The sequence below is a fragment of the Bacillus sp. 0102A genome (assembly GCF_036765155.1).
Lineage (GTDB): Bacteria > Bacillota > Bacilli > Bacillales > Bacillaceae > Bacillus > Bacillus subtilis_G.
Map to the genome: position 1 here is coordinate 16,513 of NZ_JBAIZW010000001.1, position 26,343 is coordinate 42,855.

A 26,343-nucleotide genomic window follows, 5' to 3' on the forward strand; every position below is an offset into this window, starting at 1 on the left:
TTCTATTACATCATTTTCGGTTCAACAGGCAAAACCTTTTTGACTTCATCAATGATTTGTTCATTTTCTCCGCCAGCGTAAATGTGGATCGAGCCGCTGTCTTGATTCGAACGGATCAGACGCCCGATGCCCTGCCGCACGCGTAATAACATATATGGCAGATCAACTTCTTCGAACGGATTTTTTTTTGCCCCGTTGCGTTTCGCTGTAAATACAGGATCATGAGGCGGGAATGGCAATGACCAAATGGTCACATTCTTTAATGCGTCACCGGGAATATCGAGTCCTTCCCATAAGTGAACCGAACATAGTACGGTTTCCTCTTTCTCTTGGAATTTCTCCACTAAGCCGCTGATTTCCTCATCGCCTTCAAAGTAAATCGGATACGGCAGCTCCCAAGCCGCCGACAGCTGCTTAAACTCGTTTAATTCCTCAAAAGAAGGGAAAAGCATCAGCGTTCTGCCTTTATAACGCTTGATCGTTTCAATCGTTTCAGCCGTTTTTTGTTCGGCTGTCATATCTGTTTTCGCATATAGATTAACGGTCATTTGCTCGTCATAATCATAAGGAGAATCAACGGTTAACGACAAATAATCGTGAATCCCCAGACTGTCAGCAATATAATCAAACGAACCGCCTTCTGACAGCGTAGCAGAAGAAAAGATATAAGGAATTTTCTTAGAAAACACTTTTTCGCCCAGCACTTCCGCTACCGTTCTCGGCATGACAACAAAGGTTGATTCTGCTTCCTTTTTCTCCAGCCAGCTGATCGCATCCTTTTGATATAGAGATAATGAATACGCCATTTGTTCAACATATTCTTCCACAACTGACAGCTCGTATTGATCAATCGTGTACATCTCAGACTCGAACACGAGAGCCTCACCGATTTTATCAAGCAAACGGCAAAGCTCGTCCGCCGCCTTTTTGACACGCTGGTCATTTTTTATTTCTAAACGGTGTGAACCAGCTACTTCTTTTGATTCTTCAGAGAGAACATAGAAAAATTCATCGTTTGCAGCAAGCGCATCTTCAATCAGTTCAGCAAACTCTTCTCTGATGTCATTTTGAAGCAAACGTTCCAAAAACAATTCAAGAGTAGACTGCTTCACTCTGTAGGTTAATGCTTTTTGTGCAGCAAACTCTAACAGATGCCCTTCATCAAATACAACTGCACTATGATCAGGCAAGAGCGGCAGCTGGCCCTCTCGTTTGCGCGATTCTTCCGTCCATACATGCTCCATATAAAAATCATGGGAACAAATGATCAAGTCGGTTGACTTACGGTAATAATCTCTGGAAAGCGTCAAACCGCATCTGTGTCTCATATCACAAGTCAGACAATCCTGAAACGAGTCGTAGCTTACTTCAGACCATTCTTCATTCGATAGATTAGCGTACTGCTTACGGTCGCCATACGGATAAAAGCGCTGCATCGCCTGTGATTCATGGACAAATGACGGTAACGACTCATAAAGATCCAGCCATTTATCATCATCAGATCGCTGCATCGTTTTTTCAAGCTTCTTTAAGCATAAATATTGCTCATGTGACTTCGACAGCCTTGTATCAATTTTCAGATCGAGATGCTCAGCCAGCTTTGAAATATCGCCCTCTTTTTTTACTAGCTGTTCGATTAATGTTTCATCAGCACAAGCGATAATGGCAGGTTTGCCGACATATCTAGCATAGCTGATCGCGAAAAGAAGATAAACCAGCGTTTTCCCCGTTCCCACTCCAGCTTCGGCAAACATGACTTTTTTCTCTTTAAACGCCCGCTCCAGCTGAAAAGCCATAAATACTTGCTCATCCCGAAGATCAAACCCTTTTTCGGGAAGGATATCGTAAAACACGTCACCAATCCAATTGTTCAATTCTTCATAAAAATTCTTTGTTTTCGTTAAAGAAAAAGGCAAACGTGATGTTGTCACCTAGTTCCAACCCCCAACTATTCAACATTCAGACCACCAATAATATCATTTCTCACTGATGAATACAATAAAAAAACTTGGCATTGCCAAGTTTTTTTGAAGCTTACTTTCGATTGATCACATGCGAAGATAAAAAAGGATGGTCTGTTGAATAAATATGTTCCACCGCTTTTTCTAAATCGTTTTGCGCATGGGAAATCACGGACGGAGACAAATCAGCTCCGAGTTCGTTTAGCTCGTTTGCTGTTGCGTCAAGCGCCCTTTGAATAAGATTAAAATGTTCGCTGTTCAGCATGAGATCACCTCTGATGGAAATAATCATCATTGTATGCGAACTTTTCATTTTATATACATGCTTCCCGCATGTTATCACCGAAACATGCGCAAACTACAATTGATATTCCGGCACCCGGATTATCCGTCTTATCAACAATATTCTATCAGGGAGTGATGTTGGCATGAGTTATAGAAACCGATTAGATCAGCATTCTGAACTGTTTCACCACAATTGGACGCGGCCTAAACGTTCTAAGTCTCAAGTAAACGGTCACACTGAAATGTCCCAAACCAACATTATTTTGAGAAGCAACGCGAAAGCGCACCGTTGGTAACGATAGAATATAGCTGAAAGACGAAAGAAGACGCATGCAAAGCGTCTTCTTTTTATTCGGTTTCTGTTTTCGTGCGCTGCGGCCTTACTTTTGACCAGTATTGATAATAATCCGTTTTAATAAATCCGTTAAAGAGCTTTCGTTTCTTCGTCGCTTTTCTGCCGTATGCTTCCTCAAAATTCTCATTTGATGTCAGCATATACACAGACCAGCTATCAAGCGGTTCGAATGCCTGTCCCATTTCTTTGTACATCTGCTCAACGGCTTTTTTCTCGCCGAGACGCTCTCCGTATGGCGGATTACCGACAATTACCCCAAACTCCAGATTTGTCGTGAAGTCTTTGACCTGCATCTGCTTAAACTCGATTAAATCTCCCAAGCCTGCTTCCTCTGCATTTTCTTTTGCGATTTGCACCATGCGGTGGTCTATGTCGCTTCCGAAAATGGTAAGCGGCTGGTCATAATTCGCCTTTTCTTCGACTTCAAGCCGTGCTTTGTCCCACAGCTCTTTGCCGATCCATTCCCAATCCTCCGAGGCAAAATCGCGGTTAAAACCCGGGGCGATGTTTTGGCCGATTAACGCGGCTTCGATCGCAATCGTACCGGAACCGCAAAAAGGATCAACAAACGGTCGGTTCGGGGTCCAATTTGTTAGTTGAACTAAAGCGGCAGCAAGTGTTTCTTTAATCGGCGCGCCGCCCTGATCGACACGGTATCCTCGTTTGTGGAGGCCTGTCCCTGAGGAATCGAGCGTTATAACCGCCTGATCTTTCAATAAAGAAATTTCGACCTTATACTCGGCACCTGTTTCTTCAATCCAGTCATTGGCTTTGCCGGACTGAACCTTGAGCTTTTCGACAATTGCTTTTTTGACGATCCGCTGACAGTCAGGAACGCTTGCAAGTGTTGATTTCACTGATTTTCCAATGACAGGGAATTTCCCGTTTTCAGGTATAAATGAGCGCCAGTTAATCGCTTTCGTTTTTTCAAACAGTTCATCAAATGTTTTCGCTTTAAAAGAAGCAACCTGAACCTTTATGCGGTCGGCTGTTCTAAGCCAAAGGTTTGCACGGCAAATGGCAAGCGCATCACCTTCAAAAATAATTTTTCCGTTATCAACCTTGCATTCGTATCCTAAGTCTCGTACTTCCTTTGCGACAACAGCTTCAATGCCCATCGGCGCCGTTGCAATTAGTGTATACTTCTTCATCGTATCACCCTGTCTTTTAAAGCTTTTCTCTTTTCAAGATAAAAGCTCTCCTTATACGGGAGAGCTTGTTTTCATCATTTTAAATGTAAGTGGTCTAACGTTCTGTAAGCCATGTTTTGTTCCGTCGTACTGCAAGCGGCTCATCACCTCGTACTCAGGCGGCAATCATCTATCTACAGAAAGTATTCTGTCCTTCTCTCCGTTGAATTCCGTTAAGAAGGTTCCCCTACCAAAATTTGGGTTTCTCGCTCGAGGGGTTTACCGCGTTCCACTCTCACCATTTCTAGTGAGACTTCGTCACTGTGGCACTTTCAAGGATACTCAGCCATATCCAAAGGACGTAGGCTTTTTTCCTGCCGTCGGCCTATCAAGGCTGCCCTAGCTTATGACTTCGCTAGGCACGAACACTACGGGCATCTCAGCACCGTGCGAGCATGGACTTTCCTCTACAGATTCAAGATCTGCAGCGATTACCCGAACGTTAAGAACATAAATTATTATATAACAACTGATTGTAATTTACAAGTGCCATTTTTTTCAAGCACGATCAATCATAAAGTTTGCTGCCAAAAACATGTTTTTCTAAGTTAGACAGCCGTTTTAAAATATCAAAGTTCGTTGTGTTAGATTGCACTGGCTGTTTTTTGCTGGCTTCTTCAAGCTGTTTTTTCAGCTGCAGATTTTCCTGCTGCAGTTCTTCAATTTCTTGATGGAAGGTTTCATAATCCTTAATAATCATATCTAAAAATTTGTCAACGTCTTCTTGCTTGTAGCCTCTAACGCCTGTTTTAAATTCTTTTTCCAAAATTTCTTTCGCAGAAAGCTTTACTTTATCAGCAAGCATCTTTTTCACCTCGTATCGTGAATCATCAACTATATTTTTTCAGAAATCTGTACGGTTGTCAAATTTCTCTTTCTTTGTTATGAGTAGCTGTCTTCCTCTACTGTCACTCTCAAGTCATCCATTGTAATAAAGTAAATGGGGTAGCCGTCCTGTTCGCGTCGCTTTTCCGCTGTCTCAAGCATATACTTTGGAGACCCTTCCATTTCCGAATCATATAAAAGCATAAGCGCATCTGATTTCTCAATGAAGAACTGATTTTTTTGTTTAAACTGAAGCGGGCTTTCATATGGCCTGTGAGTCAGGCTTTCTTCATAGTCAGCCTGTGTCAGAACAGCTTCATAAAGCTCTTTATTAGGTTCTTTCCAGTTCTTTTCCTGATCGTAAAAAGGGGTAATCACAGCTACCTTTAAATCAGGGTATTCCTCCTGCAGATCATAGGCAGCTTCAGCCGCCCAGAGTTCGGCTCCTAGCTGGCCCGAAATTAAAATCCATTCCAGTCCTTCATCTAAAAAAGCAATTAGCCGGTTCTTAATGACTTTTTTTATGTAATACAACGCTTTGTCATCCTGTTTAAAAATCCCGAGTTCAAATGGCTTGTATCCTGTTACTGCCAATACTTTCATTATTTCACCTGCTTTAAAAAATGGGGCTCCCCAGTGGGCCCCATTTTGATGTGCTGTTGTTTCCACCATCAAGCTGCACGTTTCCATACTAGTCGAAGAAAGGTCTTCTCGCTTGAAAATGTTGATGTGTAGCCGTATCAACGTTTGAGAAAGTGTGTGGAAAGTAGTGAACGTGCTGAAAATGCTGGTGATTTACGTTTGTTGTGTGCTGTGGGTGAATATGCGGCACGATAGTATTTGAAAACGTATGGTTTTCACAGCAATGAGTAGGATGGACAATCGGCGCCATCATGTGCGGTCTGCAGTGATGCATGATTAAATCCCCTTTCCATAAACTTTATTACAATACTAAGTTATGAAAAATAGGGGGTACATGTTCTGATGCAATGACCTATTTTAAAAGTGTGCAATTAAGCTGTCTTTAAAGTTTGAAAATACGAAAGCAATCAAAAAAACAACGACAAAGAACAAATAAAAAACACCCTTATACATACCAACTCTCCCTTTAAAAATAACTAACGTCATTTTACAGGATTCGCCGGTATTCTACAACAAAATCGATGTGAATCCAGCAAAAAAAATTCTTGGCGAAAGAAGTCGTCTAATGCGCTTTCCCGGGGAATATTTAAGAGGAATATTTCCTCTTCAGCCGCGCAATTCTCACATGCAGATTTTCAACTTCTTTTTCTGATAAAAACGCCTCATCGCTAAGTAATTGTTCTGCTATACGCAGGGCTTTTCCGAACTCTTTTTTCTTATGCTCAAAAAATTTCGCAAGCTCTATCACAGCTGTGTATCTGCACTTCTGATTTTGGGAACGGGACAGCTTTTCCCAAAGCGGCACTGCCTCCTCTAACCGGTTTTGTTTTTTGTACAGTAGTGATAAATCCAGCCGGGCCCTATCCTGACCCTCAAACGGCTTTTCTTTAAGCCTTTCCAGCTGTTTGACCGCTTGATCCGTTTCTTTATGGGCCATAAACCATTTCGCCATCGCATAAGCTTCACTGTGCTCTTTTGGCGCATGTGATTCAGAGAGAATTTTTTTAGACATATGAATGTACAATGAAATGAGCGATAGCACATCCATTTCATTATGATGCAGAACACCTTTTAGAAGATCCGGCTCTTGCGCCTTGATAAAATGAAAGTAAAGCATTGGCGCCAAGTAGCCCGGTGTATCTTCTTGCCTGCGGATGCCGAGCTCCTCTTTTTCAACCGTGCCAAGCGATACGCGGTCCATTTTGTGTTTCCACAAGCGTCTTGCTCCGTGCAACAGGTCAAAGTGGCCGAACTCCGGAAGTTCCGGAAGTCTGTCGCGGATCAATGTGTGCCTTGTTTTCACCTGCGGCCAATCAAAGGCTTTACCGTTGTAGGTCACGAGTGATGTAATGTCAACCTCGCTTAAAAAGCTTTGATACAAGGCGACTTCATTCCCCGGCTTGGGCAAGAGATGCTGTTTGACTGTCACTCGGTCTTCATATACTCTCGCATGCCCAAGCAAAGCGGCGCCGCCTCCAAGACCGGTTGTTTCCGTATCAAAGAAAAAGAGACTGTTTTTGTTATACCCTTTTGCTGACAAAGTATGCGACACGCAGCTTTGATTCCACAATGCAATCACTTCATCAAGTTCAGAAAAACGGTATAACCCATGCCGGTGAGAAAGCGGATATTCTATTTCTCTAATGAGGCAGTACTCATCTTCGAAGAAAAAAGGCTTCATGCCAAAAGCCTCCCACTCTTCTAAAAATGGAATTTCAGCATGGTTCTCAACGAGTTTGTTTTCTTGTTCGCCTTTTTCTATTTTATATTCCCCTTCATCAAGCACCATATGCTTTTTCATTCGCTGGAGTTTCCCTTTTAATGACATACTCGACCTCCTTCCTTTACGACATTTGATTCAGCAGCTGCAAAATTCTTTCCTTTGCTTTTATTCCTTCTATTTCGGTACCTATACAAGACGGACAGCCGTCATGACAAGGACATTGTTTAATAAGCTGTTTCGCCGCTTCGTTTATGTCTGAAAAACGTTTGTAGACTTCCTCCGCCAAACCGATACCGCCCGGATAATGATCGTACAAAAAGATGGTCGGCAATCCGGTATGGGCCGCTTTAATTTGAGAAACGACATGCACATCGTTTCGATCACACATGATATACACAGGGACAATATGCTGCAGCACATTCGAGATGCCAAGAAGGAGCTGTTCCAGCGTCTTTTCCCCGATATCTTCGTCTGCTGTTTTGATTTCGAGCCAAGCTGCACTTGTATGCAGTTCTTCTTCCGGCAAATGAATAGGGCCTGAGCCAATATTTTCAAAGGTGGTCATTTTAATTTTTTTAAAAATGGTCGGCAGAGCATTGACAGTGACGTCACCATAGTGCAATGACATACTGCTTTTTTCGTTCGTTTTATCAACTTCTAATACTTTCAGCTGAACTGCCAGATTAGCATCCGTGTAATACTCGACATCGACGTTTCTGACATAAGCCTTTTTATGGTCCCAATCAAGCTTCTCTACTTGATATTGCGTCCCTTCATGCAAATAAATCGCTTCATCATGTAAAAGCGTCATCGCGCTAAAACGATCCATTTCACCGATAATCCGCACATTTGCAATATCTGACTGATCAACAATGACGACATTTTCTTGTGAAGCGGAACGTAAACTGATATTTGATGCGGGGAACGATTCACTCGCCCAATGATACCGTTCGCCGTTGCGGTGAAGAACGGCCTCTTCCTGAAGGTACTCAAGAATATCACTTACATCCATCGGCCCAAACTCTTCATCAGCTCTAAAAGGAAGCTCATAAGCCGCACACTTTAAATGGTCTACTAAAATAATCAAATTCTCCGGATTGATTCTTGCAGATTCCGGCGAACGGTTAAAGAAGTATTCGGGATGCCGCACAATATATTGGTCAATCGGCGTTGAGTTGGCGACCATGATAATCAAAGACTCACCGTGCCTTCTGCCGGCTCGTCCCGCCTGCTGCCATGCACTTGCCACACTTCCAGGATAACCCGTCATCACACACACTTGCAGCTGGCCGATATCAACACCAAGCTCTAAGGCATTCGTACTGACCACTCCTAAAATCTCGCCTTCTCTCAGACCTCTTTCGATTTCTCTTCGCTCTTTTGGAAGATAGCCTCCCCGATAGCCTCTGATTGACTTTGTCCCAATCTCTTTTTTCACAAGCTCCTGAATATGGCTTAAAATAATTTCCACCCGGACTCTGCTTCTGGCAAAAACAATGGTCTGCACTTTGTTTTTCAGGAACTCTTTCGCCAGTTCATTCACTTCTGCTGTTGCGCTTTTTCTAATATTCAGCGGTTTGTTCACAATTGGCGGATTATAAAACACAAAGTGTTTCCGTCCGCTCGGGGCTCCGTTGTCATCAACCAGCCGCATCGGTTTTCCCGTCAGCTGCTCCCCCAATTCCTTCGGGTTGGCAATCGTTGCGGAAGTACAAATAAAAACCGGATCACTTCCGTAAAACCGGCAGATTCGCTTCAGCCGCCGGATCACATTCGCCACATGGCTCCCGAACACACCGCGATACGTATGAAGCTCATCGATGACGATATACTTAAGGTTTTCAAACAAACTGACCCATTTCGTATGATGCGGAAGAATGGCAGAATGAAGCATATCGGGGTTTGTAATGACAATATGGCCTGCTTTTCTCACCTTTTGCCTGATTGCCGGAGACGTATCCCCGTCATATGTAAAGCTTTTAATATCAATGCCCATTTCATCAATGATTTCATTTAGCTCGCTCTTTTGGTCTTGAGCCAGCGCTTTAGTCGGAAATAAATATAGCGCCCGATTTGTTTCGTCGCGGGCGATGGACTGCAACACTGGGAGGTTATAGCATAATGTTTTTCCTGATGCGGTTGGCGTTACGGTAACGATGCTTTCTCCTTTTTGCACATATTGAAAAGCGGAATATTGGTGGGTATATAGTTCATTAATGCCCCTTTTCGAAAGGGCTGCTTTTATTCTTTCGTCTATACTTTCAGGCACCGGCCTTGTTCTTGCTTCACGAGGCTCAATTTCATGCCAATTCACAACGTTTTCATTTCCTTTTAACTCAGAAATGAGCTCAGTCAGTGATTTCCTTTTCATTCTTTACACCTCTTTGTCAAATACAGTTTACCGAATATTTGTTTGCATGGCTAGGTGCAAATTTTATACAATCGAATAAAAAAAGCAAGGCATGCGCCCTGCTTATTTCGCTTTTATTGTGAGAAGCTTTGTTTCTCCTTTGAGGGCAGCGTTTTCGCCTGCCGGCACAATTGATCCTACAGCCTCACCATTCATGATAACGATCGGAATGACCGTGCTGCTCGCTTTTTCTTTAATTAATTCCAAGTCACACGTAATCAACGGATCACCGATCTTCACTTTATCCCCTTCTTTCATGTGGGCAGTAAATCCTTCTCCGTTCATATTGACTGTTTCCAGCCCGACATGAATTAAAAGTTCAATTCCCGATCGAGTCCGAATGCCCACGGCGTGTTTGGTGTGGAAAATCTGAATCACTTCACCTTCAACAGGTGAAACGATTTCACCGTTTGATGGTTCCACCGCTATTCCTTCCCCCATCATTTTCTGTGAAAAAACAGGGTCCGGCACATCAGTCAGGTCCATTACCGTACCATCTGCCGGAGAATAAATAACCTCTTCTGCCACTTTTTCCTGAGTTTTGCCCATTCCGAATAATTTTTTCAGCAATGTGTTTTCTCCCTTCTCATTCGCCTCAACCATTATCCCTTCAATCACCACTATTTAACCACACTTTCAATTTTGCTTCAATTTATAACAACATCTGGCACAGGCGCATAATCTGGTTAAAAAAGGCGGTGGCAAATTTGGAACTCTATGATGACAAAAAGAACGAACTTCAAAAGAAAGAAGAAATCATCGCGCAGGCAATGGACCATCTTTTTCAATCCTCAGCATTCGGCAACCTATTAAACGGATTTCAAAACTTGATCAACTCGAGTTTAAAGGATGTACAGACGACCATACGTGTCAGAGAAAGAGATACCGGGCTGTATGTCGATATCACGATTCCGGAGACGTTTCGAGATGGCGAGATCGTCGTTGATATTAAATCGAGGTATCTGCATGTAACTCTCCAAGAGAAACAAAAACAGCAAAATGAGGCCACTTTTACAAGCATGACCAGAACGGTTCAGCTGCCTTATGAAGTACACCAAGAAGATATGGAAACATCTTGGAACGAGCAGACAATGACACTTATCTTCCCAAAAAAGAAGCATGAATGAGTGATTCATTCATGCTTCTATCATTTAAAAAAGCTCGTAAATCCCTTTATTAAAGATCCGACCTGATTCATTGCACTCATCACTTGACCTGTCGTATCCATCATTTTATTAAAATCAAACTGCCCGTTGGCTTTTTTGAACTGCGACATGATACTTTGAAATTGTGAGGGCTGCTGCTGGTTAGGCCTTGGGATTGGATAAGGGTTGGAGAATACTGGAGGCTGCGTAGGCATCGGCTGGAGCGGAGAATGCGGCTGATAAAAATCCTGCTGTCCATAATGCTGCTGCGGCCAGTATTGTCCATGTGCTGCCTGCTGATAATATCCTTGCATTTGCTGAGGATAATAATAGTCCATTTGCCGAGGATAGCTTTGAGAACTCCTGTTCATTGCGATTCCCCCTAAACTCAACATGTTTCTCTTCTATATATGTATGAATGAAGTCTATTGGTTGTGTCACAGGTTCTGATTCGTGTTTGTCAAATTGTGTCGAAAGTTTAAATTTTTTAAAAACAGAAAAAAGTCGAATCATTATGGTACCATATTTTCAATACAGATGAGAGGGGATGCACCATAATGAACGTATCATACTTAAGCAAACGTTTTGCAGAAATGAAGAAATATGAAACAGACTGTATGAATAAACTGATGGACTTTGCCAAGTTCCTCTATATTCAAGGACATCTCAGCACAACTGAGTTTCGTAACAGTATGAAGGTTCTCGAAGCAAATGGAGCAGAAAGCCCGGCATATGAGTTGAATTAACGTCCGGCCCCCTATAACAAACTTAAAAGAAGACAGCCTTTACCGGCTGTCTTTTCTTGCAATTTCATCCTTTACCGCGTGCAATGTATAAAGGACTGACTCAGTGATGTCCTTGAATCGTTTTTTATGAATATGATGAACATATGATTGAAGGACCAGTTCCAGGAAATTGTCCTTTACGGTCTCAATTTGCTCTCTATGCACATATTTCGGACGGCGGGCTTTTACCAATTCAAGCGCCCCTTGCGCCCAGCGAGCCGCCAGATCATCATTCTCTTCAACTGCAGGCTTTATCGTCTCAAAAAAATCATATGAAAGATTCTTGTCTTTTCCTTCCTGGTATCGATCAGCGCCATTTTCAGCAGCTTCAATCATTTGCTCGGTCATTTCCAGCAATGTTTGTGATTGCAACATCCTTCACCTCAATGAATATCGTACCAAATTTCGCCCGCAAATTCAGCCGATGCGGTATACCTTTTCAAATGCATACCTGTGTTCAGGTGATTGATGCAGCTCATTTATACAAATATGAAGGTCCATGATTTCTTCTTCCAGCACACCCAGGCGATCGTTTTCCTTTTCCCGCATCTCAGCCTCCCATGCGTTTAAGGAATGGTTCAGGCTTTGGTCGGCTCGGGTTAATTCATCTTCTATATCAGAAAGCATACGGAGAATATCTGTCTTGCTTACGTAACCGGACATTCGTGTACCTCCCTTTCCTTGTCTCTCCCGGTTAAGATTCTTTGCTCTTCAGTCTCTTTCCTTCCTCATGACAAAACTAGAAGCAAATCGCCAAACAAACAGGTTTTCCACGGAAAGCTGAAGTTTTCGACAAAAACAACCGCAAAAATTGTATGATCCTCCCCCTTAATGCAAACGATACTTGTGAGGAGGTGCCGTATGAAAACCAGACCGAAAAAAGCCGGCCAGCAAAAAAAGACTGAATCAAAAGCAATCGATTCTTTAGATAAAAAATTAGGCGGCCCGAACCGCCCTTCTACGTAAGAAGCAAGGAAATTCCTTGCTTCTTTATTTTTTCAGCCAATGCTCGACCGCAAAAAGAGCATGAAGCTGGCGTTTTTTATGCAGATACCAGTCTGTCAATTCAATCTGCTTCGGCAATTCCTCACGTCTAAAGAACGCTTTCTTGATCTTTCCATGAAACCAATCCGTTTTCTTTCCGTCTAATGAGTGGATGAACTCAGGGTAACATGTCCTTAACATAGGAGATGTTCTTTTTGTGATCCCGATCATTTTTTCCATATCAAAACGGGATCCTGTGTGCGGCACTGTGTGCAAAAAGTGATAAAAAGAGGAGAATAATTCGGGGCTGAACAGCAATTGAGACAGCTGCTTTCCCAGCCTTATCCTTTCCTCTGTCTTTGAAAAGCGTTTCACTGAAATGCCGTAAAGAAACCCGTCTGAAGAAGGAAAAATAACGGTGTTAAAATGAAACCAGTCACTTAAATAAAAAGGAATCGTGTCAAAAACGTTCTTTTTAAACGAAGGATTTTGTATAATAGGTGTTTGGATAGTGTTTTGTTCATTTACAATGAGGGCATACATCAGCCGCTCCGTGTTTCGCTCATGCCAAAAATGGGCCCATTCTTCCGTCATAAATTGCGAGACGCCAAACACATGGAGATGATGGAACAGCGGTTTCCCGATTTTTTTTGACCAGTGGTACAAAAGAAGCTGCGGATAGGCATCCGAAAAAATAAGCCAGTTCGCTCTTTCATAGGCTAAAAAGAACCACTTTTGCTGTCTCTCACGGAGTCCAAGCTGAAACAGACTGCCTTTTAAGTCAGTCATTGACCAGCCGGCATTGCGAGAAACAAAAGATGCTAAGAGCGACCATTTGATTTCCGGATGACAGTCATAAAATGCTTTATATGCGTTCGTTCTTGAAATGTTATCTGCGTTTTTTGCTTTTGTCTGCCGTTCAATCCGGCTAAGAAGCTTTCTGATGGCCTGTTGTTCTTGCACGTACATTCACTTCCGTCACGAATAGTTTAATAAGGAGGATGAGAAAGTGATTCGGTATCCTAACGGAAAAACGTTTCAGCCGAAACATTCGGTTTCATCCCAAAACAGTCAGAAAAGGGCCCCGTCCTACAGTAATCGCGGAATGACCCTCGAAGATGACTTAAACGAAACGAATAAGTATTATCTGACAAACCAAATTGCCGTCATACACAAAAAGCCGACACCTGTTCAAATTGTAAATGTCCATTATCCAAAAAGAAGCGCCGCGGTGATTAAAGAAGCTTACTTTAAACAATCATCGACGACAGATTATAACGGGATTTACAAAGGGCGGTATATTGATTTTGAGGCGAAAGAAACGAAAAACAAGACCTCTTTCCCCCTGCAGAATTTTCATGACCATCAAATCGAGCATATGAAGCAGGTAATGGCTCAAGACGGCATTTGTTTTGTTATTATATCCGCTTTCGACCAGGTTTATTTTTTGGAAGCCGATAAACTGTTGGATTTCTGGGACAGAAAAGAAAAAAACGGCAGAAAATCAATTCGAAAAGATGAATTAGAGGAAGCGGCGTATCCGATTTCTCTTGGATACGCACCTAGAATTGATTATATTAGTATTATTGAACAGCTTTATTTTTCGCCGTCATCTAGTGCGAAAGGTTGATTAACGAAAGGTTGAGATGTGATGTCAGATCAATTTAACAGCCGTGAAGCTCGACGAAAAGCGAACAGCAAATCGAGTCCTTCACCGAAAAAAGGCAAGAAACGAAAAAAAGGCGGATGGTTTAAAAAGACCCTTTTTACTTTACTCATTCTGTTTGTTTTAGGTGTAGTCGGCGGTGCCGTCACATTTGCTGTCATGGTTTCCGATGCGCCAAAACTTGACGAAAACAAATTAAAGACGCCTTATTCTTCGACAATATATGATAGAAATGGAGAAGAGATCGCTGAATACGGCTCCGAAAAGCGGACCTACGTCTCAATAGATGAAATTCCTGATACTGTAAAAGAAGCTTTTATTGCGACAGAGGACGCCCGTTTTTATGAACACCACGGGATTGACCCTGTCCGTATCGGCGGCGCCGTAGTCGCCAACTTTACAGACGGTTTCGGAGCTGAAGGCGGAAGCACGATCACCCAGCAGGTCGTCAAGAACTCCCTTCTTTCTCATCAGAAGACGCTGAAACGGAAGGTACAGGAAGTGTGGCTTTCGATTCAGCTGGAGCGCAATTACTCTAAAGACGAAATTTTAGAAATGTATTTAAACCGGATTTATTTTTCTCCTAGAGCATATGGAATCGGAAAAGCGGCGGAGGAATTTTTCGGCGTCACAGATTTAAGCAAATTGACTGTGGAACAAGCGGCGACACTTGCGGGCATGCCGCAAAGCCCGACAACGTACAATCCCGTTAAAAACCCGGATAAAGCGGAAAAAAGGCGGAACATCGTACTCAGTCTGATGAAAAAGCAAGGATTTATTTCCGATTCTGAATATAATAAAACCAAAAATGTCGCGATGAAAGACGAAGGCGTTGTGTCACAAAAAGAATATGAAAAAAACAATTCAAACAAATACAGCGCGTTTGTTGAAGAAGTCATGAAAGAAATTGAAGAAAAATCTGATGTCAATCCAGGAACTGACGGATTAAAAATTTATACGACATTAGATACAAAAGCACAAGACAAACTAGATGAATTAATGGACGGAGACACCGTCGGATTTACTGAAGGCATGCAGGGCGGCGTTACCCTTCTCGATACAAAAAACGGAGAAGTCCGCGCGATTGGTGCTGGGCGCAATCAGCCTGTCGGAGGCTTTAACTATGCAACTCAAACTAAGGCACAGCCTGGTTCGACCATAAAGCCGATTTTAGACTACGGTCCAGTTATTGAAAACAAAAAATGGTCTACGTATGAACAAATTGATGACTCAGCTTATACGTATTCTGATGGAACACCGATCCGTAACTTTGACCGCAAATATAAAGAACTAATGTCTATGCGCCAAGCATTGGCACAGTCTCGTAACATTCCTGCTTTAAAAGCCTTCCAGGCAGCTGGTAAAGATGCTGCAGTAGACTTTGCAAATGGTCTTGGACTGGGATTAACAAAGGATAATGTATCTGAGGCCTACTCAATTGGCGGTTTTGGTGGAGACGATGGTGTTTCTCCTCTAACTATGGCAGGCGCATACAGCTCGTTTGGAAATAACGGAACGTATAACGACCCGCATTTTGTGAAGTCCATTGAATTCAACGATGGCACAAAGCTTGACTTAACACCGAAATCAAAATCAGCAATGAGCGATTATACTGCGTTTATGATTACAGATATGCTGAAAACAGCTGTTAAGACAGGTACTGGACAGCTTGCACAAGTACCTGGAGTAGAAGTAGCCGGTAAAACCGGGACTACAAACTTTGATGAAAGTGAAGTCCAAAAGTACAATATCGCAAGCGGCGGTGCCCGAGATTCTTGGTTCGTCGGTTACACACCGCAATATACAGCAGCCGTCTGGACGGGTATGGAAGAAAACGATGCTGGAAAGAAATCACTTTCTGCTGAAGAGCAAAAAGTCGCAAAACGAATCTTCGCCCAGCTCATTGCCGATGTCGATGACGGAAGCGGATCGTTTGAGAAGCCTGACAGCGTAGTTGAAGCCACTGTAGAAAAAGGCTCTAACCCGGCAAAACTGGCTGGGCCGAATACGCCAAGCGATAAAAAACTCACGGAGTACTTTGTCAAAGGCACTGCACCTTCCACTGTTTCTAAAACGTATGAAAAAGAAGAAACAGATAAACCGACTGGCTTAAACGTGAAATATGATAAAGACAACCAATCTCTGACATTAAGCTGGAAATATGACGGTGATGCCACCTTTGAAGTGAAGCAGTCTGTCGATGGCGGCAGCTACTCCGAGATTCAGAACAGTTCTGCAAAAGAAGCCGTCATATCCGGTGTGCAGCCTGGATCTGTGTATAAATTCCAAGTAACAGCCATCAGCGACGATGTCCGCAGCGATACAGCCGCCACTTCGTATGAAGTGCCGAAGGCTGAGGATGAAGAAGATAAAGACGACGAAGAGAAAACCGATGATGAAAAGCAAGATGATGAGAAGACTCAGGATGACACACAAACTGATGATTCACAAACAGATCAAGATCAGACAGATCAAGATCAAAAAGATGACTCAACAAACGACCAAGATAAAAAACAAGACAACCCGAACACCAATCCGTCCGACAACAGCAATCAAGACCAAACCAATGATAACAGCAACAATAACAACAATCAGAATAAGTCGGATGGTGATTCGAACTCAGATACAAATGATTCATCAGGCTCTGATACAAATAAGAACAAAACAGACAAACCTGACAAAACACAAACGAACTCATCATCCACAGAAAAAACAAACTAAACAAAAAGCCATCATCCTTTTGGGTGATGGCTTTTTCTTCGACATAAAAACCTCCCCCTTTTTAAGGGGAGGTTTTATCGATTCATCGCATGGTATTTATAAAAATGCTTTTTCATTTCAGCAAACAGCTCATCAAGCTGAATAAAGCAATGGTATTGAGTCGGCTTTAGAAGAATAAATTCTACTCGTTCAGGCCAATTGATTGGCTTCACGGGAAATGATTTTTCCGTCAGTTCTGGCCAATCGAGCGATTTTACCCGCTCACCCGCTGTCCAGTGAAACGAAGCAAGTAAACATACAATGCCCTTTAACATGTCGTTTTGGTCACATCTTGATTTCCGTGTTTGAAAGACTGGGAGAAGTGATTCTTTGATGTCTTCCCATACTTCAAATAAAAGCGGGACGTACTTGCCGCTGTCCTCCCATGGCAAAACGCCTTGAGACTCCATGCAGAGGTCAACATACACAGGGTTGATTCTCAAGGCTTCTGATATATCCAGGGAGTTCATCTGGCCAAGACTGCTTAAGTACTGCTCATAGGAAGCCAACACGTCTTTCGCTTGCGTCATCGTTTCACCAGTCCTTTTTTATCTCTCTTCTGCCCTTCTCTGCACAAAGACAGCAGCGGACATTCCGCACAGCGCGGAGACTGGGCCTTACAGTGATATCTGCCGAAGAAAATAAGCCGGTGATGGGTAACAGACCAGTCTTCTTTTGGCACCTTGCGCATCAGCGTCTTTTCCACTTCCAGCACCGAGTCTTTCCACCGGCAGATTCCCAAACGTTTGCTGACTCTCTCCACATGGGTGTCTACAGCAATGGCCGGCACGCCAAAGGCAACAGATACTACGACGTTGGCGGTCTTTCTTCCGACACCAGGCAGTTTGACAAGCTCATCGCGGTCTTTCGGCACTTCTCCGCCGTAATCTTCAATAATCATTTCACTCAATTTTTGGATGTTATTTGCCTTATTACGATACAAACCGATTGATTTAATATCCTGCTGAAGTTCTTCCAGCGAAACAGCCAGATAGTCTTCCGGCTGTTTATATTTTTGAAATAATGTTTTGGTCACCCTGTTTACAAGTGCATCTGTACATTGCGCAGATAAAGCGACTGCCACCACTAATTCAAAAGGATTGGAATGAACCAGTTCACACTCTGCGTGGGGAAACATGTCGCCTATCTTGTCCAAACAGAATTCAATTTGTTTTAGATTTAACACGATTGTCACCTTTTCACTTTATTGTTCAAGCCAATTGTAAAAAGGAACTTGCCTTTTATACTCTTTTTGTGGTTCAGTCTGCTTGGTTTGTACCCGCCGGAATTTCTGGCTGTGGATTTTTGCCTGCTCCACAGTTTTCAGCCCGTTTTTCTTCCACTCAAACAAAATCCGGTCAATGTAGCGGAAACTGAGTTTCCCTGACAGTACCGCCTCTTTTAAGGCGTGTTTGATCAGCTGTGCGTCATGCTGATCTTGATCCTGCCAAATGGCCAGTGTTTCACACTCTAAAGGTGATAACGGCCTTGCGAACTCTTCCTCAAAAATGGTATAAAGGCTTTTTTGTTCCCCTTCTGTTTTTCTTTCCTGCGTTTGATTCTGTGCAAGCTGTATATACTCGTACAGCTTGCCCCATAAAGGCTGAAGAGAATATTTCTCAAATTTGATACCGTTTTGGTCTTCACATTCTTCAATAAACAGAAAACCTTTTTGAATAAACATCCGCAATCTGTTTGTGCATTCTTCAACAGAAATTGACATCCCTTCTTGCAGCTGATTCGGTGTAGGAAAATAAGATCCTTTTTCTAAATGCATTTTAATTTTTAAGAGCAGAATAAGTTCTGTTTCGTTAAGCCCGAGCTGTTTATAATGCGTAAGCAGAAGATTAGGGATTGTTGACGTTCCCTGTTCATGCATATCAATAAATTGCTGTTTTTTCATCGTCACACCTCTTACTGTAAAGGATCATGTTTTCCCCTTTACTGTAAAAAGTCTCCCTTGCAGGAGACTCTTTTTCTTGTTTCATTTGAATGTATTATGGATATAGACGGTTTAACAGTCTTGGGAACGGAATGGTTTCACGAACGTGAGGCGCTCCGCTGATCCAAGCTACTGTCCGCTCTAATCCAAGGCCGAAGCCTGAATGAGGAACTGATCCATATTTTCTAAGTTCAGCATACCATTTATATGCGTCAGAATCCAGTCCATGTTCTTTAAGACGCGCTTCCAAAAGCTCCATATCGTGAATCCGTTCAGATCCGCCGATGATTTCTCCATATCCTTCCGGCGCAATCAGGTCAGCGCAGAGCACGACATCCTCGCGGTCAGAAGCCGGCTGCATATAGAATGGTTTTAAGGACGTCGGGTAGCGAGTGATGAAAACCGGTTTGTCATAGTGTTCCGCAATCGCTGTTTCATGAGGCGCCCCGAAGTCGTCTCCCCACTCGATATCGTCAAAGCCTTTTTCTTTTAGAAAATCAAGCGCTTCATCATAAGTGATTCTTGGGAACGGAGCTTTGATTTGCTCAAGTTTTGATGTGTCTCTTCCTAATGTGTTTAATTCAATTTTGCAATTCTTAAGCACGGATTGCACAATGAAAGAAACGTAATTTTCCTGCACTTGAAGGTTTTCTTCAAATTGTACAAACGCCATTTCCGGTTCGATCATCCAGAATTCGATCAAGTGGCGTTTTGTTTTAGATTTTTCCGCTCTGAATGTCGGCCCGAAGGAAAATACTTTTCCTAAAGCCATTGCCGCAGCTTCCATGTAGAGCTGGCCGCTTTGAGACAGGTAAGCATCTTCCTCAAAGTACTTTGTTGCAAAGAGCTCTGTTGTTCCTTCAGGTGCGCTTCCAGTCAGAATGGGCGGATCCACTTTTACGAAGCCTTCGTTATTAAAAAATTCATAAGTCGCGCGAATGATTTCATTACGGATTTTCATGGTGGCATGCTGGCGTTTTGAACGAAGCCATAAATGTCTGTGATCCATCAAGAATTCTGTGCCGTGTTCTTTTGGCGTAATTGGATAATCAGTCGCTTCGTGAATGACTTCGATACCTGTCACAGCTAGCTCATAACCTAGCGGAGAACGCTCGTCCTCTTTGACAATCCCTTTTATATAGAGTGACGTTTCCTGCGTCACTGATTTAGCTGTTTGGAAAATACTGTCTTCCACTTCCGCTTTGACTACGACACCTTGAATAAAGCCGGTACCGTCCCGCAGCTGCAAAAACGCGATTTTCCCGCTTGAACGCTTATTAGCGACCCAAGCTCCGATCGTTACTTCCTCACCTACGTGTTTGTACACTTGGTTGATTGTTGTTTTCAACATATTTCCCTCCAAAACAAGAAAGACATTCGGAAGCCCATTGCCCCTCGAACTCTTTTATCATCACTTTATTATACCCGCTCTTAACTAGCCGGGTCAATGCAGATAAAAAGCGGCTTTTCTGTCAGCCGCTTTTTGATCTGTTAGCTATGTTTTTCTACAAAACGTTTGATTCTCTCAACCGCTTTTTCAAGAAGTTCTAACGATGTTGCGTAAGAAAGGCGTACATTATCAGGAGAGCCAAATCCGGAGCCAGGAACAATCGCAACTTTTTCCTCCTCAAGAAGCGCTTTAACAAATTCGTCTACATCTTTGAAACCGCAAGTTTGAGCTGCTTCTTTTGCATTCGGGAACAAGTAAAAAGCACCTTCCGGCTTCACACAGCTGAACCCGGGGATCTCTAAAAGCTTTGCATAGATCGTGTTTAATCTATGTTCAAACGCTTCTCTCATTTCTTCCAGCGGCTCAGAAGGCCCGTTATAAGCAGCAATCGCTCCGTACTGTGCGATTGATGTCGGGTTTGACGTGCTGTGGCTTGCAAGGTTAGTCATTGCTTTAATAATGTCTTCAGCCCCCGCCGCATAACCGATTCTCCAGCCCGTCATGCTGTGTGACTTCGACACGCCGTTAATAATAACCGTTTGCTCTTTCAGGCTGTCAGACAGCTGTGCAATGGAAACGTGTTTCTTTCCGCTGTATGTAAGTTTTTCATAAATTTCGTCAGACACAATCAGGATGTCATGTTCAAGGCACACTTCACCGAGCGCCGCCAGTTCGTCTTCCGTATACATAACGCCAGTCGGGTTGCTTGGAGAATTGATGACGATCGCTTTTGTTTTTTCCGTGATCGCATATTTCAGCTGTTCAGGAGAAATTTTGAAATGATTTTCCTCAAGCCCTTCTACATAAACAGGCTTTCCGCCAGCGAGTTTCACCTGCTCCGGATAGCTCACCCAGTAAGGTGTTGGAATAATGACTTCATCTCCTTCATCCAAAATCACTTGGAAAAGGGTGTACAGAGCATGTTTGGCACCTGTGCAGACAATCATTTGAGACGGTTTGTATTCAATATTCTGGTCACGTTTAAATTTCTCTGCAATGCTGTTTTTGAGTTCAGCCAGACCACCTGAAGGCGTGTACTTCGTATGGCCTTCGTTCATAGAACGTACAGCGGCATCAATGATGTGCTGCGGTGTATTAAAGTCAGGTTCGCCTGCCCCTAGGCCGATAACATCATGGCCTGCCGCTTTCAGTTCTTTCGCTTTTGCTGTGATTGCCAGTGTGGTAGACGGTGTTAATGCGGATACTCTTTTTGCCAGTTTCAACTTGAACTCCCCCTAATTCGTCTTAAGGCGTCATATTTTTGAGAATCTTTCCAGTTGTAAAGTCCACATAACTTAAACTGTATTGACCTTCTTTGTCTAAGTACGTTACTTCCCAAAGCAGGACATTTCCCTCTCTTGCCAGATGAACCTCTTTTTGCTTTGAAACCAGCCCTTCATCCTGTATGATTTTCGCCGCTTTGTCTTCGGAGATTCCCTCTTTTGCTTCTTTTGAGAGAATTTTTGCTTTTTTATCGGCAGGAACCCAGACATATAGTTTGCTTCCTTTTTTGTCCGTTCCCTTTACAACATAATATTTTTCTTTTCCGACAAATGTTTCGACTTGATCAACGTTGGCGAGATCGGTTTCTTTTTTAGCTTCAGCAGCTGCTGCTTCGTGCCCCTCTTCCTTTTGTGCCATGGCTGATTTATAAATGCTTGCCGAGACAAGAAGTACTGCTAAAAAAATAATACCAAAAATGGCGGTAAATATTAATGCTTTTTTTCTCATCTTCTCACCTACGTACGATAAATGGTAAAAACGGCTTGGTTTTTGTTTTCTTCATCCAGCGCAAGGCCGAACATCAGATTATCTCTTTTCAGTGTCCGATTCAGTGTGTCTACAATTTTATAAAGGTCATCAGAATGCTCTACATTAATTGTTGAAAGAATCTCGATTTTGCTTTCCATTTTTTCATCCTCCAGTTTGAACAAATATTGTTAGTCATACTCCATTTCAGGACACGCCATACTAGTATCACAGAGCGGCAAAACCGCTTTTAAATAAAACACCATCCTACTCCCACACCGCAAAAGCCGCTTTATGCGGCTTTTATTCATTTTCCCCTGCAACGTAAGCCTCAAGCTCGCTGTCAGTCATTTCGGATACGTAAGTTGTCGGCAGGGCATCAAGAAACAGCCGGCCATAACCTGCCGTTTTAATCCGTCTGTCCAATATGACAATCGTCCCTTTGTCTCCCGCTGTCCGCAGCAAGCGGCCGATTCCTTGTCTGAAGGTCAGCACAGCTTCCGGAAGTGATACTGATTGAAACGGATTCCGCCCTTGTTTTCGGGCAAGCTCGCATTTCGCAGCATGAAGCGGATGATCAGGGGACCGGAATGGAAGCCTTGCGATCATTACCGTTGTCAGCTCATCACCAGGAAAATCAACGCCTTCCCAAAAGTGATTTGTACCAAGCAAGATCGCCTGATTGGATGTTTTAAAAGTTTTCATCAGTTTGCCTGGACTTCCGCCTGAAATTCCTTGCGCCAAGAGCTGAATGCCGGAAGTACTCATCGCTTGCTTCAGTTCCTGATGAACCTTTTTCAGCATATCATGAGACGTAAACAGCACAAGGATTTTGGGCTGTTTTTCCTTTGCCATCAGTTCAATATAACGGGCCGTATCCTGTATAAATTCAGTTTGCCCTGTATCTTGGATTGATTTCATTTCTTTTGGAATCATCACCCGCATACGCTCATCGTAAGAAAAAGGCGACTCAATTCTCAATGTTCGCGGGAAAAAGTCATCCAGTCCCAGACGTTCAATCATAAATTGAAATGAATCTTCGACAGTAAGGGTTGCAGATGTCAGCACCACACTGTTTTTGCGCGCAAAAAACTGATCAGCGAGGAGTTCACCAGGTTCAAGCGGCTGTGCGTAAATGGCTACTGCGTTTTTTGCTCCCTTTGCGTCTATTTCAACCCAAACCGCTTCATCATCATCAGACTCAAAGAACAGCTTCTGCAACGTTAGACAGTAATGCTGCAAGCCTTTCATGACTCTTTGATATTCATCGGCTAAAAAAGCGGTTTTGCTCTTCATACTCGTCAGATGTTTTTCCATCAGAGCCGACTGTGCCTCAAAAAGCTGCTGCAAATGTGTCAGCATGGAACAAAGCCTCTCTGCTCCATCCGTTAAAATAGGCCAGCTTTTATCTTGGCTTTCTTTGTTCACCTTATAGACTAGACGGTTTAAGTCTTCTTTAGGTTTTCTTCGTTTTACAAAAGAATGCACAGAGCTGAAGAAAGCGTCACTTTCTGCTTGGATGTGCTGAATCCACTCTTCCAATTCGAAAAAAGAATCAACGGGCAGGCTGTTTCGCTGAAATAGCTGTCTCATCTTTTTTAGAAGCCCCTGTTCCTTCAGAGTGCCGATTCTGTTCAATTTAGAATGCAATTCTATATATGTGGCTCTTTTTCCTAAATGTTCGCTCGCCGCACGTTCAAAATGATGGGCTTCATCGATAATAAATGTGCCGCTTTCAGGGAGTCTTTTTTTCTGGCTGCCTTCATCGGTCAGCAAAAGGGAATGGTTGGTAATCACCAAATCGGAACGCATGGCAATCTCCTTGGCACGCTCATAAAAGCCGGTCACACTTTCATGGCGACTTCTTTTATAGGAGCCATCGTCATAAGCCAATCTGTCCCACAGCAATTTTCCGCCTGAAGGCAGATTCAGTTCAGCTACATCTCCTGTGTTTGTCTCAGTCAGCCAAACGAGGAGCTGTGCCTTTGTCAATACGGCATCATAATTATCATCTTCTTCATGAAGCACCTGCTCGAATTTATACAGGCATAAATAATGCGATTGTCCTTTTAAAATCGCCGCTGTTACCGGAAATGGAAACAGATCTTGGACAATCGGCAAATCCTTTGTCAAAATCTGCTGCTGTAAAAGCGTTGAATACGTGCTGATAATGACCGGTTTTTTTGATTTCTTGGCAAAAAGCGCAGCCGGAATGAGGTAGCCAATCGTTTTTCCGATTCCCGGAGGAGCTTCAATCAGCGCATGCTCACGATTTGCAAACGCTTCAGCCACCTCTTTCATCATCATCATTTGGCCGTCTCTTTTTTCATAACCGGGCATTAACGCAGACAGCGCTTTTTCATTGCCCGCTTCCCAATTTTCCATCTCAAATGAGAAGTTCCCGTCTTCATTGACACGTTCATCGATCGATTCAGGTTCTCTGACAGAAAAGGAAGAAAAGCGCGCATAGCCGGGTATTTCGGTATGTTTGTTTTCATAAATGAACATATCCAACAAATGCGTCAGATCACTGATAAAATGCTGCGAAAGTCTTCTTAACTGTTTTAATGTCGGATCAGGAAGCTGCCGCAGCTTTTCAAGGATTTCCAAAAAAATAAGCCCTGTCACTTCAGCGTCGCTGTCAGCCCGGTGCGGCTGATCATGCCGCAGTTGAAGCTCCTCGCTTAATTCGGTCAGCTTATACCCTTCAAACCCTGGAAAAACAATACGGGAGAGTTCGACAGTATCCAGCACTTCACAATCTGGGAGCTGAAAGCCCGCCTTATGTAACTCATACTTGACAAATCCAAGGTCGAAATGGATATTGTGGGCGACAAAATAAGCGCCGTCAAGCAAATGAAACACTTCCTCAGCGACAGCCTCAAACGGCTGTTCATGCTCTACCATTTGATTGGAGATTCCTGTAAGCTGCTCAATGAAAGCAGGAATGGATTTATTTGGATTAATGTATTTTGAAAACCGCTCAGTAATTTGTCCATTTTCAATTACAACCGCTGCGATTTGTATGATTTTATCGCCTTTCTTCGGCGAATTCCCTGTTGTTTCTACATCTATAACAACGAACCGTTGCTTATTCATTAAAATGGACACCTCAATTCTTGCATACGACAAAAGTGTAACACGTTTTGTACGGAAATGGAGCGGCAAAACCGTTTTACTCTCAAAATCTTAAAAGAAAACCCCCGATAAAGGGGGCTTTTCTTCTACAACATTGTACGGGCTGGTTCGTTCCCCAGCATTTGTTCAATTTTGTTTTGATCATTCAGAACAGCCACTTTTGGCTCGTGGCTTGCCGCTTCTTGATCAGACATCATTTTGTAGGAAATGATAATAACCTTATCTCCTACCTGCACAAGGCGTGCGGCTGCACCGTTTAAGCAGATGACGCCGCTTCCGCGTTCACCAGGAATAATATACGTTTCCAGACGCGCTCCATTATTATTATTCACAATTTGCACTTTTTCATTAGGAAGCATTCCCACTGCATCAATAAGATCTTCATCAATTGTAATGCTTCCCACATAGTTCAGATTTGCTTCCGTAACGGTTGCCCTGTGAAGCTTGCCGCTCATCATCGTACGATACATATTATATTCTCTCCATTTCTCGAATATCAATAATGATATTATCTATTAAACGCGCTTTTGAAAAAGCAACTGCAACAGCCAGAATGACCTTTCCTTCCATTTTGTCCGCAGGCTCGAGTTTCGGATAGGAATAAAGCTCCACATAGTCAATGGTGCCGCTTGTCGTTTCAATGATTTCTTTCGCAGCTTTTATCACCGCTTCAGGGTCTCTTTCGCCGGCTCTGATCAGCTCCGCACTTGTTTGAAGGGCCCGATACAGCTTAGGCGCTTCTTTTCTTTCCTCAGCAGTTAAGTATACATTGCGGGAGCTTTTGGCTAAGCCGTCTTCCTCTCTGACTGTATCGACAGCAACCAGTTCAATATCCATGAAGAAATCGCTGATTAAGCCATCAACAACCGCCACCTGCTGTGCATCCTTTAAACCGAAATAGGCGCGGGTCGGCTGCATAAGATTGAACAGCTTCGTCAGTACAATTGCAACACCGTCAAAATGTCCTTCTCTTGAGCGTCCGCATAAAACATCCGTTCGTCTTTCGACGTGAATCGTGACATTCTTCTCGCCAGGATACATATCATGGGCACTAGGCGTAAAAAGAATATCGACTCCTGCGTTATCTGCAAGGCCCGCATCCCGCTCAATATCGCGCGGATATGCCTCAAAATCTTCATTAGGACCGAATTGCGCAGGATTCACAAAAATACTCATAACGACGGCGTCATTTTCTTGTCTTGCTTTGTCTGCCAAGGTTAAATGCCCTTCATGCAGAAAGCCCATCGTCGGAACAAATCCGATTGACTTCCCCTCTGACTGGTATTGTCTTATGGCTTCTTTCAGCTGTGAAATATCTGTAATCTGTCTCATC

At 43.1% G+C, this 26,343-nt stretch carries 30 protein-coding genes and 1 other RNA gene; 6 read left to right on the top strand and 25 right to left on the bottom strand.

Annotation, left to right across the window (positions count from 1 at the left end; translation table 11 throughout):
• Nucleotides 1-5: 5 nt before the first annotated feature.
• Complete coding sequence (locus V6D41_RS00085) at nucleotides 6-1,931, bottom strand: ATP-dependent DNA helicase (protein ID WP_333516888.1); 1,926 nt, start codon at nucleotides 1,929-1,931, stop codon at nucleotides 6-8.
• A 103-nt stretch (nucleotides 1,932-2,034) separates the two neighbouring features.
• Entirely contained in the window at nucleotides 2,035-2,226 is a 192-nt protein-coding gene (locus V6D41_RS00090; RefSeq protein WP_148961925.1) for a hypothetical protein, read from the bottom strand.
• Nucleotides 2,227-2,389: 163 nt separating this feature from the next.
• On the opposite strand from V6D41_RS00090, the gene V6D41_RS00095 reads away from it, so the two are divergent.
• Complete coding sequence (locus V6D41_RS00095) at nucleotides 2,390-2,542, top strand: YpzG family protein (RefSeq protein ID WP_010327933.1); 153 nt, start codon at nucleotides 2,390-2,392, stop codon at nucleotides 2,540-2,542.
• A gap of 52 nt (nucleotides 2,543-2,594) precedes the next feature.
• Here V6D41_RS00095 and V6D41_RS00100 read toward each other — a convergent pair whose 3' ends face one another.
• From V6D41_RS00100 to V6D41_RS00140, 9 genes are all read right to left on the bottom strand, one after another.
• The gene (locus V6D41_RS00100; protein ID WP_333516889.1) at nucleotides 2,595-3,752 is read right to left on the bottom strand and encodes a THUMP domain-containing class I SAM-dependent RNA methyltransferase; all 1,158 of its coding nucleotides are present in this window, start codon (nucleotides 3,750-3,752) and stop codon (nucleotides 2,595-2,597) included.
• A 100-nt stretch (nucleotides 3,753-3,852) separates the two neighbouring features.
• Nucleotides 3,853-4,234: RNase P RNA component class B (rnpB, locus tag V6D41_RS00105), an RNA gene on the bottom strand.
• Between the two features lie 65 nt (nucleotides 4,235-4,299).
• Nucleotides 4,300-4,596, bottom strand: a complete 297-nt coding sequence (gene gpsB / locus V6D41_RS00110) for a cell division regulator GpsB (RefSeq protein ID WP_003225629.1) — start codon at nucleotides 4,594-4,596, stop codon at nucleotides 4,300-4,302.
• A 77-nt stretch (nucleotides 4,597-4,673) separates the two neighbouring features.
• Complete coding sequence (locus tag V6D41_RS00115) at nucleotides 4,674-5,219, bottom strand: DUF1273 domain-containing protein (protein WP_333516890.1); 546 nt, start codon at nucleotides 5,217-5,219, stop codon at nucleotides 4,674-4,676.
• 88 nt (nucleotides 5,220-5,307) lie between these two features.
• Nucleotides 5,308-5,532 carry a spore coat protein CotD gene (gene cotD / locus V6D41_RS00120; protein WP_087990497.1) on the bottom strand — a complete coding sequence of 75 codons (225 nt, stop codon included), beginning with the start codon at nucleotides 5,530-5,532 and terminating at the stop codon, nucleotides 5,308-5,310.
• Between the two features lie 83 nt (nucleotides 5,533-5,615).
• A complete protein-coding gene (locus tag V6D41_RS00125; RefSeq protein ID WP_003230707.1) occupies nucleotides 5,616-5,744 on the bottom strand; it encodes a hypothetical protein in 129 nt (42 codons plus the stop codon).
• Between the two features lie 100 nt (nucleotides 5,745-5,844).
• Entirely contained in the window at nucleotides 5,845-7,086 is a 1,242-nt protein-coding gene (locus V6D41_RS00130; RefSeq protein WP_333516891.1) for a ribonuclease H-like domain-containing protein, read from the bottom strand.
• Between the two features lie 16 nt (nucleotides 7,087-7,102).
• Nucleotides 7,103-9,352: an ATP-dependent helicase MrfA gene (gene mrfA, locus V6D41_RS00135; RefSeq protein WP_333516892.1), complete on the bottom strand. Its 2,250-nt coding sequence runs from the start codon at nucleotides 9,350-9,352 to the stop codon at nucleotides 7,103-7,105.
• Nucleotides 9,353-9,454: 102 nt separating this feature from the next.
• Nucleotides 9,455-9,961, bottom strand: coding sequence for a PTS sugar transporter subunit IIA (locus tag V6D41_RS00140; protein ID WP_333516893.1), 507 nt, complete (start codon nucleotides 9,959-9,961; stop codon nucleotides 9,455-9,457).
• A gap of 137 nt (nucleotides 9,962-10,098) precedes the next feature.
• On the opposite strand from V6D41_RS00140, the gene V6D41_RS00145 reads away from it, so the two are divergent.
• Nucleotides 10,099-10,518 (top strand): Hsp20/alpha crystallin family protein, encoded by a 420-nt coding sequence (locus V6D41_RS00145; RefSeq protein WP_333516894.1) that lies wholly within the window; start codon nucleotides 10,099-10,101, stop codon nucleotides 10,516-10,518.
• Nucleotides 10,519-10,538: 20 nt separating this feature from the next.
• Here the strand turns inward: V6D41_RS00145 and V6D41_RS00150 are convergent, their stop codons facing one another.
• Nucleotides 10,539-10,907: a YppG family protein gene (locus V6D41_RS00150; protein WP_148961509.1), complete on the bottom strand. Its 369-nt coding sequence runs from the start codon at nucleotides 10,905-10,907 to the stop codon at nucleotides 10,539-10,541.
• A 186-nt stretch (nucleotides 10,908-11,093) separates the two neighbouring features.
• On the opposite strand from V6D41_RS00150, the gene V6D41_RS00155 reads away from it, so the two are divergent.
• Nucleotides 11,094-11,282 carry a YppF family protein gene (locus V6D41_RS00155; RefSeq protein ID WP_003225611.1) on the top strand — a complete coding sequence of 63 codons (189 nt, stop codon included), beginning with the start codon at nucleotides 11,094-11,096 and terminating at the stop codon, nucleotides 11,280-11,282.
• Between the two features lie 39 nt (nucleotides 11,283-11,321).
• Here V6D41_RS00155 and V6D41_RS00160 read toward each other — a convergent pair whose 3' ends face one another.
• Both V6D41_RS00160 and V6D41_RS00165 read right to left on the bottom strand, forming a co-directional pair.
• On the bottom strand, nucleotides 11,322-11,693 hold the full coding sequence (locus V6D41_RS00160) for a YppE family protein (RefSeq protein ID WP_148961924.1): 372 nt from the start codon (nucleotides 11,691-11,693) through the stop codon (nucleotides 11,322-11,324).
• A 45-nt stretch (nucleotides 11,694-11,738) separates the two neighbouring features.
• On the bottom strand, nucleotides 11,739-11,984 hold the full coding sequence (locus V6D41_RS00165) for a DUF5446 family protein (RefSeq protein ID WP_148961508.1): 246 nt from the start codon (nucleotides 11,982-11,984) through the stop codon (nucleotides 11,739-11,741).
• 198 nt (nucleotides 11,985-12,182) lie between these two features.
• On the opposite strand from V6D41_RS00165, the gene sspM reads away from it, so the two are divergent.
• The gene (gene sspM, locus V6D41_RS00170; protein ID WP_003225606.1) at nucleotides 12,183-12,287 is read left to right on the top strand and encodes an acid-soluble spore protein SspM; all 105 of its coding nucleotides are present in this window, start codon (nucleotides 12,183-12,185) and stop codon (nucleotides 12,285-12,287) included.
• A gap of 24 nt (nucleotides 12,288-12,311) precedes the next feature.
• Here the strand turns inward: sspM and V6D41_RS00175 are convergent, their stop codons facing one another.
• Nucleotides 12,312-13,274, bottom strand: coding sequence for a DUF2515 domain-containing protein (locus V6D41_RS00175; protein WP_333516895.1), 963 nt, complete (start codon nucleotides 13,272-13,274; stop codon nucleotides 12,312-12,314).
• A gap of 40 nt (nucleotides 13,275-13,314) precedes the next feature.
• On the opposite strand from V6D41_RS00175, the gene recU reads away from it, so the two are divergent.
• Nucleotides 13,315-13,935 carry a Holliday junction resolvase RecU gene (gene recU, locus V6D41_RS00180; protein ID WP_087990504.1) on the top strand — a complete coding sequence of 207 codons (621 nt, stop codon included), beginning with the start codon at nucleotides 13,315-13,317 and terminating at the stop codon, nucleotides 13,933-13,935.
• Between the two features lie 21 nt (nucleotides 13,936-13,956).
• Complete coding sequence (locus tag V6D41_RS00185) at nucleotides 13,957-16,692, top strand: PBP1A family penicillin-binding protein (protein WP_333516896.1); 2,736 nt, start codon at nucleotides 13,957-13,959, stop codon at nucleotides 16,690-16,692.
• 74 nt (nucleotides 16,693-16,766) lie between these two features.
• On the opposite strand, the gene V6D41_RS00190 is transcribed toward V6D41_RS00185, so the two are convergent.
• The 10 genes from V6D41_RS00190 to panC form a co-directional block, all read right to left on the bottom strand.
• Nucleotides 16,767-17,261 (bottom strand): YpoC family protein, encoded by a 495-nt coding sequence (locus V6D41_RS00190; RefSeq protein ID WP_333516897.1) that lies wholly within the window; start codon nucleotides 17,259-17,261, stop codon nucleotides 16,767-16,769.
• Nucleotides 17,258-17,917 (bottom strand): endonuclease III, encoded by a 660-nt coding sequence (gene nth, locus V6D41_RS00195; protein ID WP_333516898.1) that lies wholly within the window; start codon nucleotides 17,915-17,917, stop codon nucleotides 17,258-17,260. Before nth ends, V6D41_RS00190 begins: the two co-directional genes overlap by 4 nt.
• Nucleotides 17,918-17,935: 18 nt before the next feature.
• Nucleotides 17,936-18,634 carry a DNA replication protein DnaD gene (gene dnaD, locus V6D41_RS00200; protein ID WP_333516899.1) on the bottom strand — a complete coding sequence of 233 codons (699 nt, stop codon included), beginning with the start codon at nucleotides 18,632-18,634 and terminating at the stop codon, nucleotides 17,936-17,938.
• 94 nt (nucleotides 18,635-18,728) lie between these two features.
• Nucleotides 18,729-20,021 (bottom strand): asparagine--tRNA ligase, encoded by a 1,293-nt coding sequence (gene asnS, locus V6D41_RS00205; protein WP_333516900.1) that lies wholly within the window; start codon nucleotides 20,019-20,021, stop codon nucleotides 18,729-18,731.
• 143 nt (nucleotides 20,022-20,164) lie between these two features.
• The gene (aspB, locus tag V6D41_RS00210) at nucleotides 20,165-21,346 is read right to left on the bottom strand and encodes an aspartate transaminase AspB (RefSeq protein ID WP_148961502.1); all 1,182 of its coding nucleotides are present in this window, start codon (nucleotides 21,344-21,346) and stop codon (nucleotides 20,165-20,167) included.
• A 22-nt stretch (nucleotides 21,347-21,368) separates the two neighbouring features.
• Complete coding sequence (tseB, locus tag V6D41_RS00215) at nucleotides 21,369-21,854, bottom strand: cell wall elongation/penicillin-binding protein regulator TseB (protein WP_087990510.1); 486 nt, start codon at nucleotides 21,852-21,854, stop codon at nucleotides 21,369-21,371.
• An 8-nt stretch (nucleotides 21,855-21,862) separates the two neighbouring features.
• The gene (locus V6D41_RS00220) at nucleotides 21,863-22,033 is read right to left on the bottom strand and encodes a YpmA family protein (protein ID WP_003225588.1); all 171 of its coding nucleotides are present in this window, start codon (nucleotides 22,031-22,033) and stop codon (nucleotides 21,863-21,865) included.
• A 142-nt stretch (nucleotides 22,034-22,175) separates the two neighbouring features.
• Entirely contained in the window at nucleotides 22,176-24,971 is a 2,796-nt protein-coding gene (gene dinG / locus V6D41_RS00225; protein WP_333516901.1) for an ATP-dependent DNA helicase DinG, read from the bottom strand.
• Nucleotides 24,972-25,096: 125 nt separating this feature from the next.
• Entirely contained in the window at nucleotides 25,097-25,480 is a 384-nt protein-coding gene (gene panD, locus V6D41_RS00230) for an aspartate 1-decarboxylase (RefSeq protein ID WP_148961499.1), read from the bottom strand.
• Nucleotide 25,481: 1 nt separating this feature from the next.
• Nucleotides 25,482-26,342, bottom strand: coding sequence for a pantoate--beta-alanine ligase (gene panC / locus V6D41_RS00235; protein ID WP_333516902.1), 861 nt, complete (start codon nucleotides 26,340-26,342; stop codon nucleotides 25,482-25,484).
• Between the last annotated feature and the right edge of the window lies 1 nt (nucleotide 26,343).

What these genes read in the sequence shown, in the direction of transcription:
- V6D41_RS00090 (WP_148961925.1), bottom strand. Translation starts at nt 2,226, where the DNA reads ATGCTGAACAGCGAACATTTTAATCTTATTCAAAGGGCGCTTGACGCA.
- V6D41_RS00095 (WP_010327933.1), top strand. Translation starts at nt 2,390, where the DNA reads ATGAGTTATAGAAACCGATTAGATCAGCATTCTGAACTGTTTCACCAC.
- V6D41_RS00100 (WP_333516889.1), bottom strand. Translation starts at nt 3,752, where the DNA reads ATGAAGAAGTATACACTAATTGCAACGGCGCCGATGGGCATTGAAGCT.
- gpsB (WP_003225629.1), bottom strand. Translation starts at nt 4,596, where the DNA reads ATGCTTGCTGATAAAGTAAAGCTTTCTGCGAAAGAAATTTTGGAAAAA.
- V6D41_RS00115 (WP_333516890.1), bottom strand. Translation starts at nt 5,219, where the DNA reads ATGAAAGTATTGGCAGTAACAGGATACAAGCCATTTGAACTCGGGATT.
- cotD (WP_087990497.1), bottom strand. Translation starts at nt 5,532, where the DNA reads ATGCATCACTGCAGACCGCACATGATGGCGCCGATTGTCCATCCTACT.
- V6D41_RS00125 (WP_003230707.1), bottom strand. Translation starts at nt 5,744, where the DNA reads ATGACGTTAGTTATTTTTAAAGGGAGAGTTGGTATGTATAAGGGTGTT.
- V6D41_RS00130 (WP_333516891.1), bottom strand. Translation starts at nt 7,086, where the DNA reads ATGTCATTAAAAGGGAAACTCCAGCGAATGAAAAAGCATATGGTGCTT.
- mrfA (WP_333516892.1), bottom strand. Translation starts at nt 9,352, where the DNA reads ATGAAAAGGAAATCACTGACTGAGCTCATTTCTGAGTTAAAAGGAAAT.
- V6D41_RS00150 (WP_148961509.1), bottom strand. Translation starts at nt 10,907, where the DNA reads ATGAACAGGAGTTCTCAAAGCTATCCTCGGCAAATGGACTATTATTAT.
- V6D41_RS00155 (WP_003225611.1), top strand. Translation starts at nt 11,094, where the DNA reads ATGAACGTATCATACTTAAGCAAACGTTTTGCAGAAATGAAGAAATAT.
- V6D41_RS00165 (WP_148961508.1), bottom strand. Translation starts at nt 11,984, where the DNA reads ATGTCCGGTTACGTAAGCAAGACAGATATTCTCCGTATGCTTTCTGAT.
- sspM (WP_003225606.1), top strand. Translation starts at nt 12,183, where the DNA reads ATGAAAACCAGACCGAAAAAAGCCGGCCAGCAAAAAAAGACTGAATCA.
- V6D41_RS00175 (WP_333516895.1), bottom strand. Translation starts at nt 13,274, where the DNA reads ATGTACGTGCAAGAACAACAGGCCATCAGAAAGCTTCTTAGCCGGATT.
- V6D41_RS00185 (WP_333516896.1), top strand. Translation starts at nt 13,957, where the DNA reads ATGTCAGATCAATTTAACAGCCGTGAAGCTCGACGAAAAGCGAACAGC.
- V6D41_RS00190 (WP_333516897.1), bottom strand. Translation starts at nt 17,261, where the DNA reads ATGACGCAAGCGAAAGACGTGTTGGCTTCCTATGAGCAGTACTTAAGC.
- dnaD (WP_333516899.1), bottom strand. Translation starts at nt 18,634, where the DNA reads ATGAAAAAACAGCAATTTATTGATATGCATGAACAGGGAACGTCAACA.
- tseB (WP_087990510.1), bottom strand. Translation starts at nt 21,854, where the DNA reads ATGAGAAAAAAAGCATTAATATTTACCGCCATTTTTGGTATTATTTTT.
- V6D41_RS00220 (WP_003225588.1), bottom strand. Translation starts at nt 22,033, where the DNA reads ATGGAAAGCAAAATCGAGATTCTTTCAACAATTAATGTAGAGCATTCT.
- dinG (WP_333516901.1), bottom strand. Translation starts at nt 24,971, where the DNA reads ATGAATAAGCAACGGTTCGTTGTTATAGATGTAGAAACAACAGGGAAT.
- panD (WP_148961499.1), bottom strand. Translation starts at nt 25,480, where the DNA reads ATGTATCGTACGATGATGAGCGGCAAGCTTCACAGGGCAACCGTTACG.
- panC (WP_333516902.1), bottom strand. Translation starts at nt 26,342, where the DNA reads ATGAGACAGATTACAGATATTTCACAGCTGAAAGAAGCCATAAGACAA.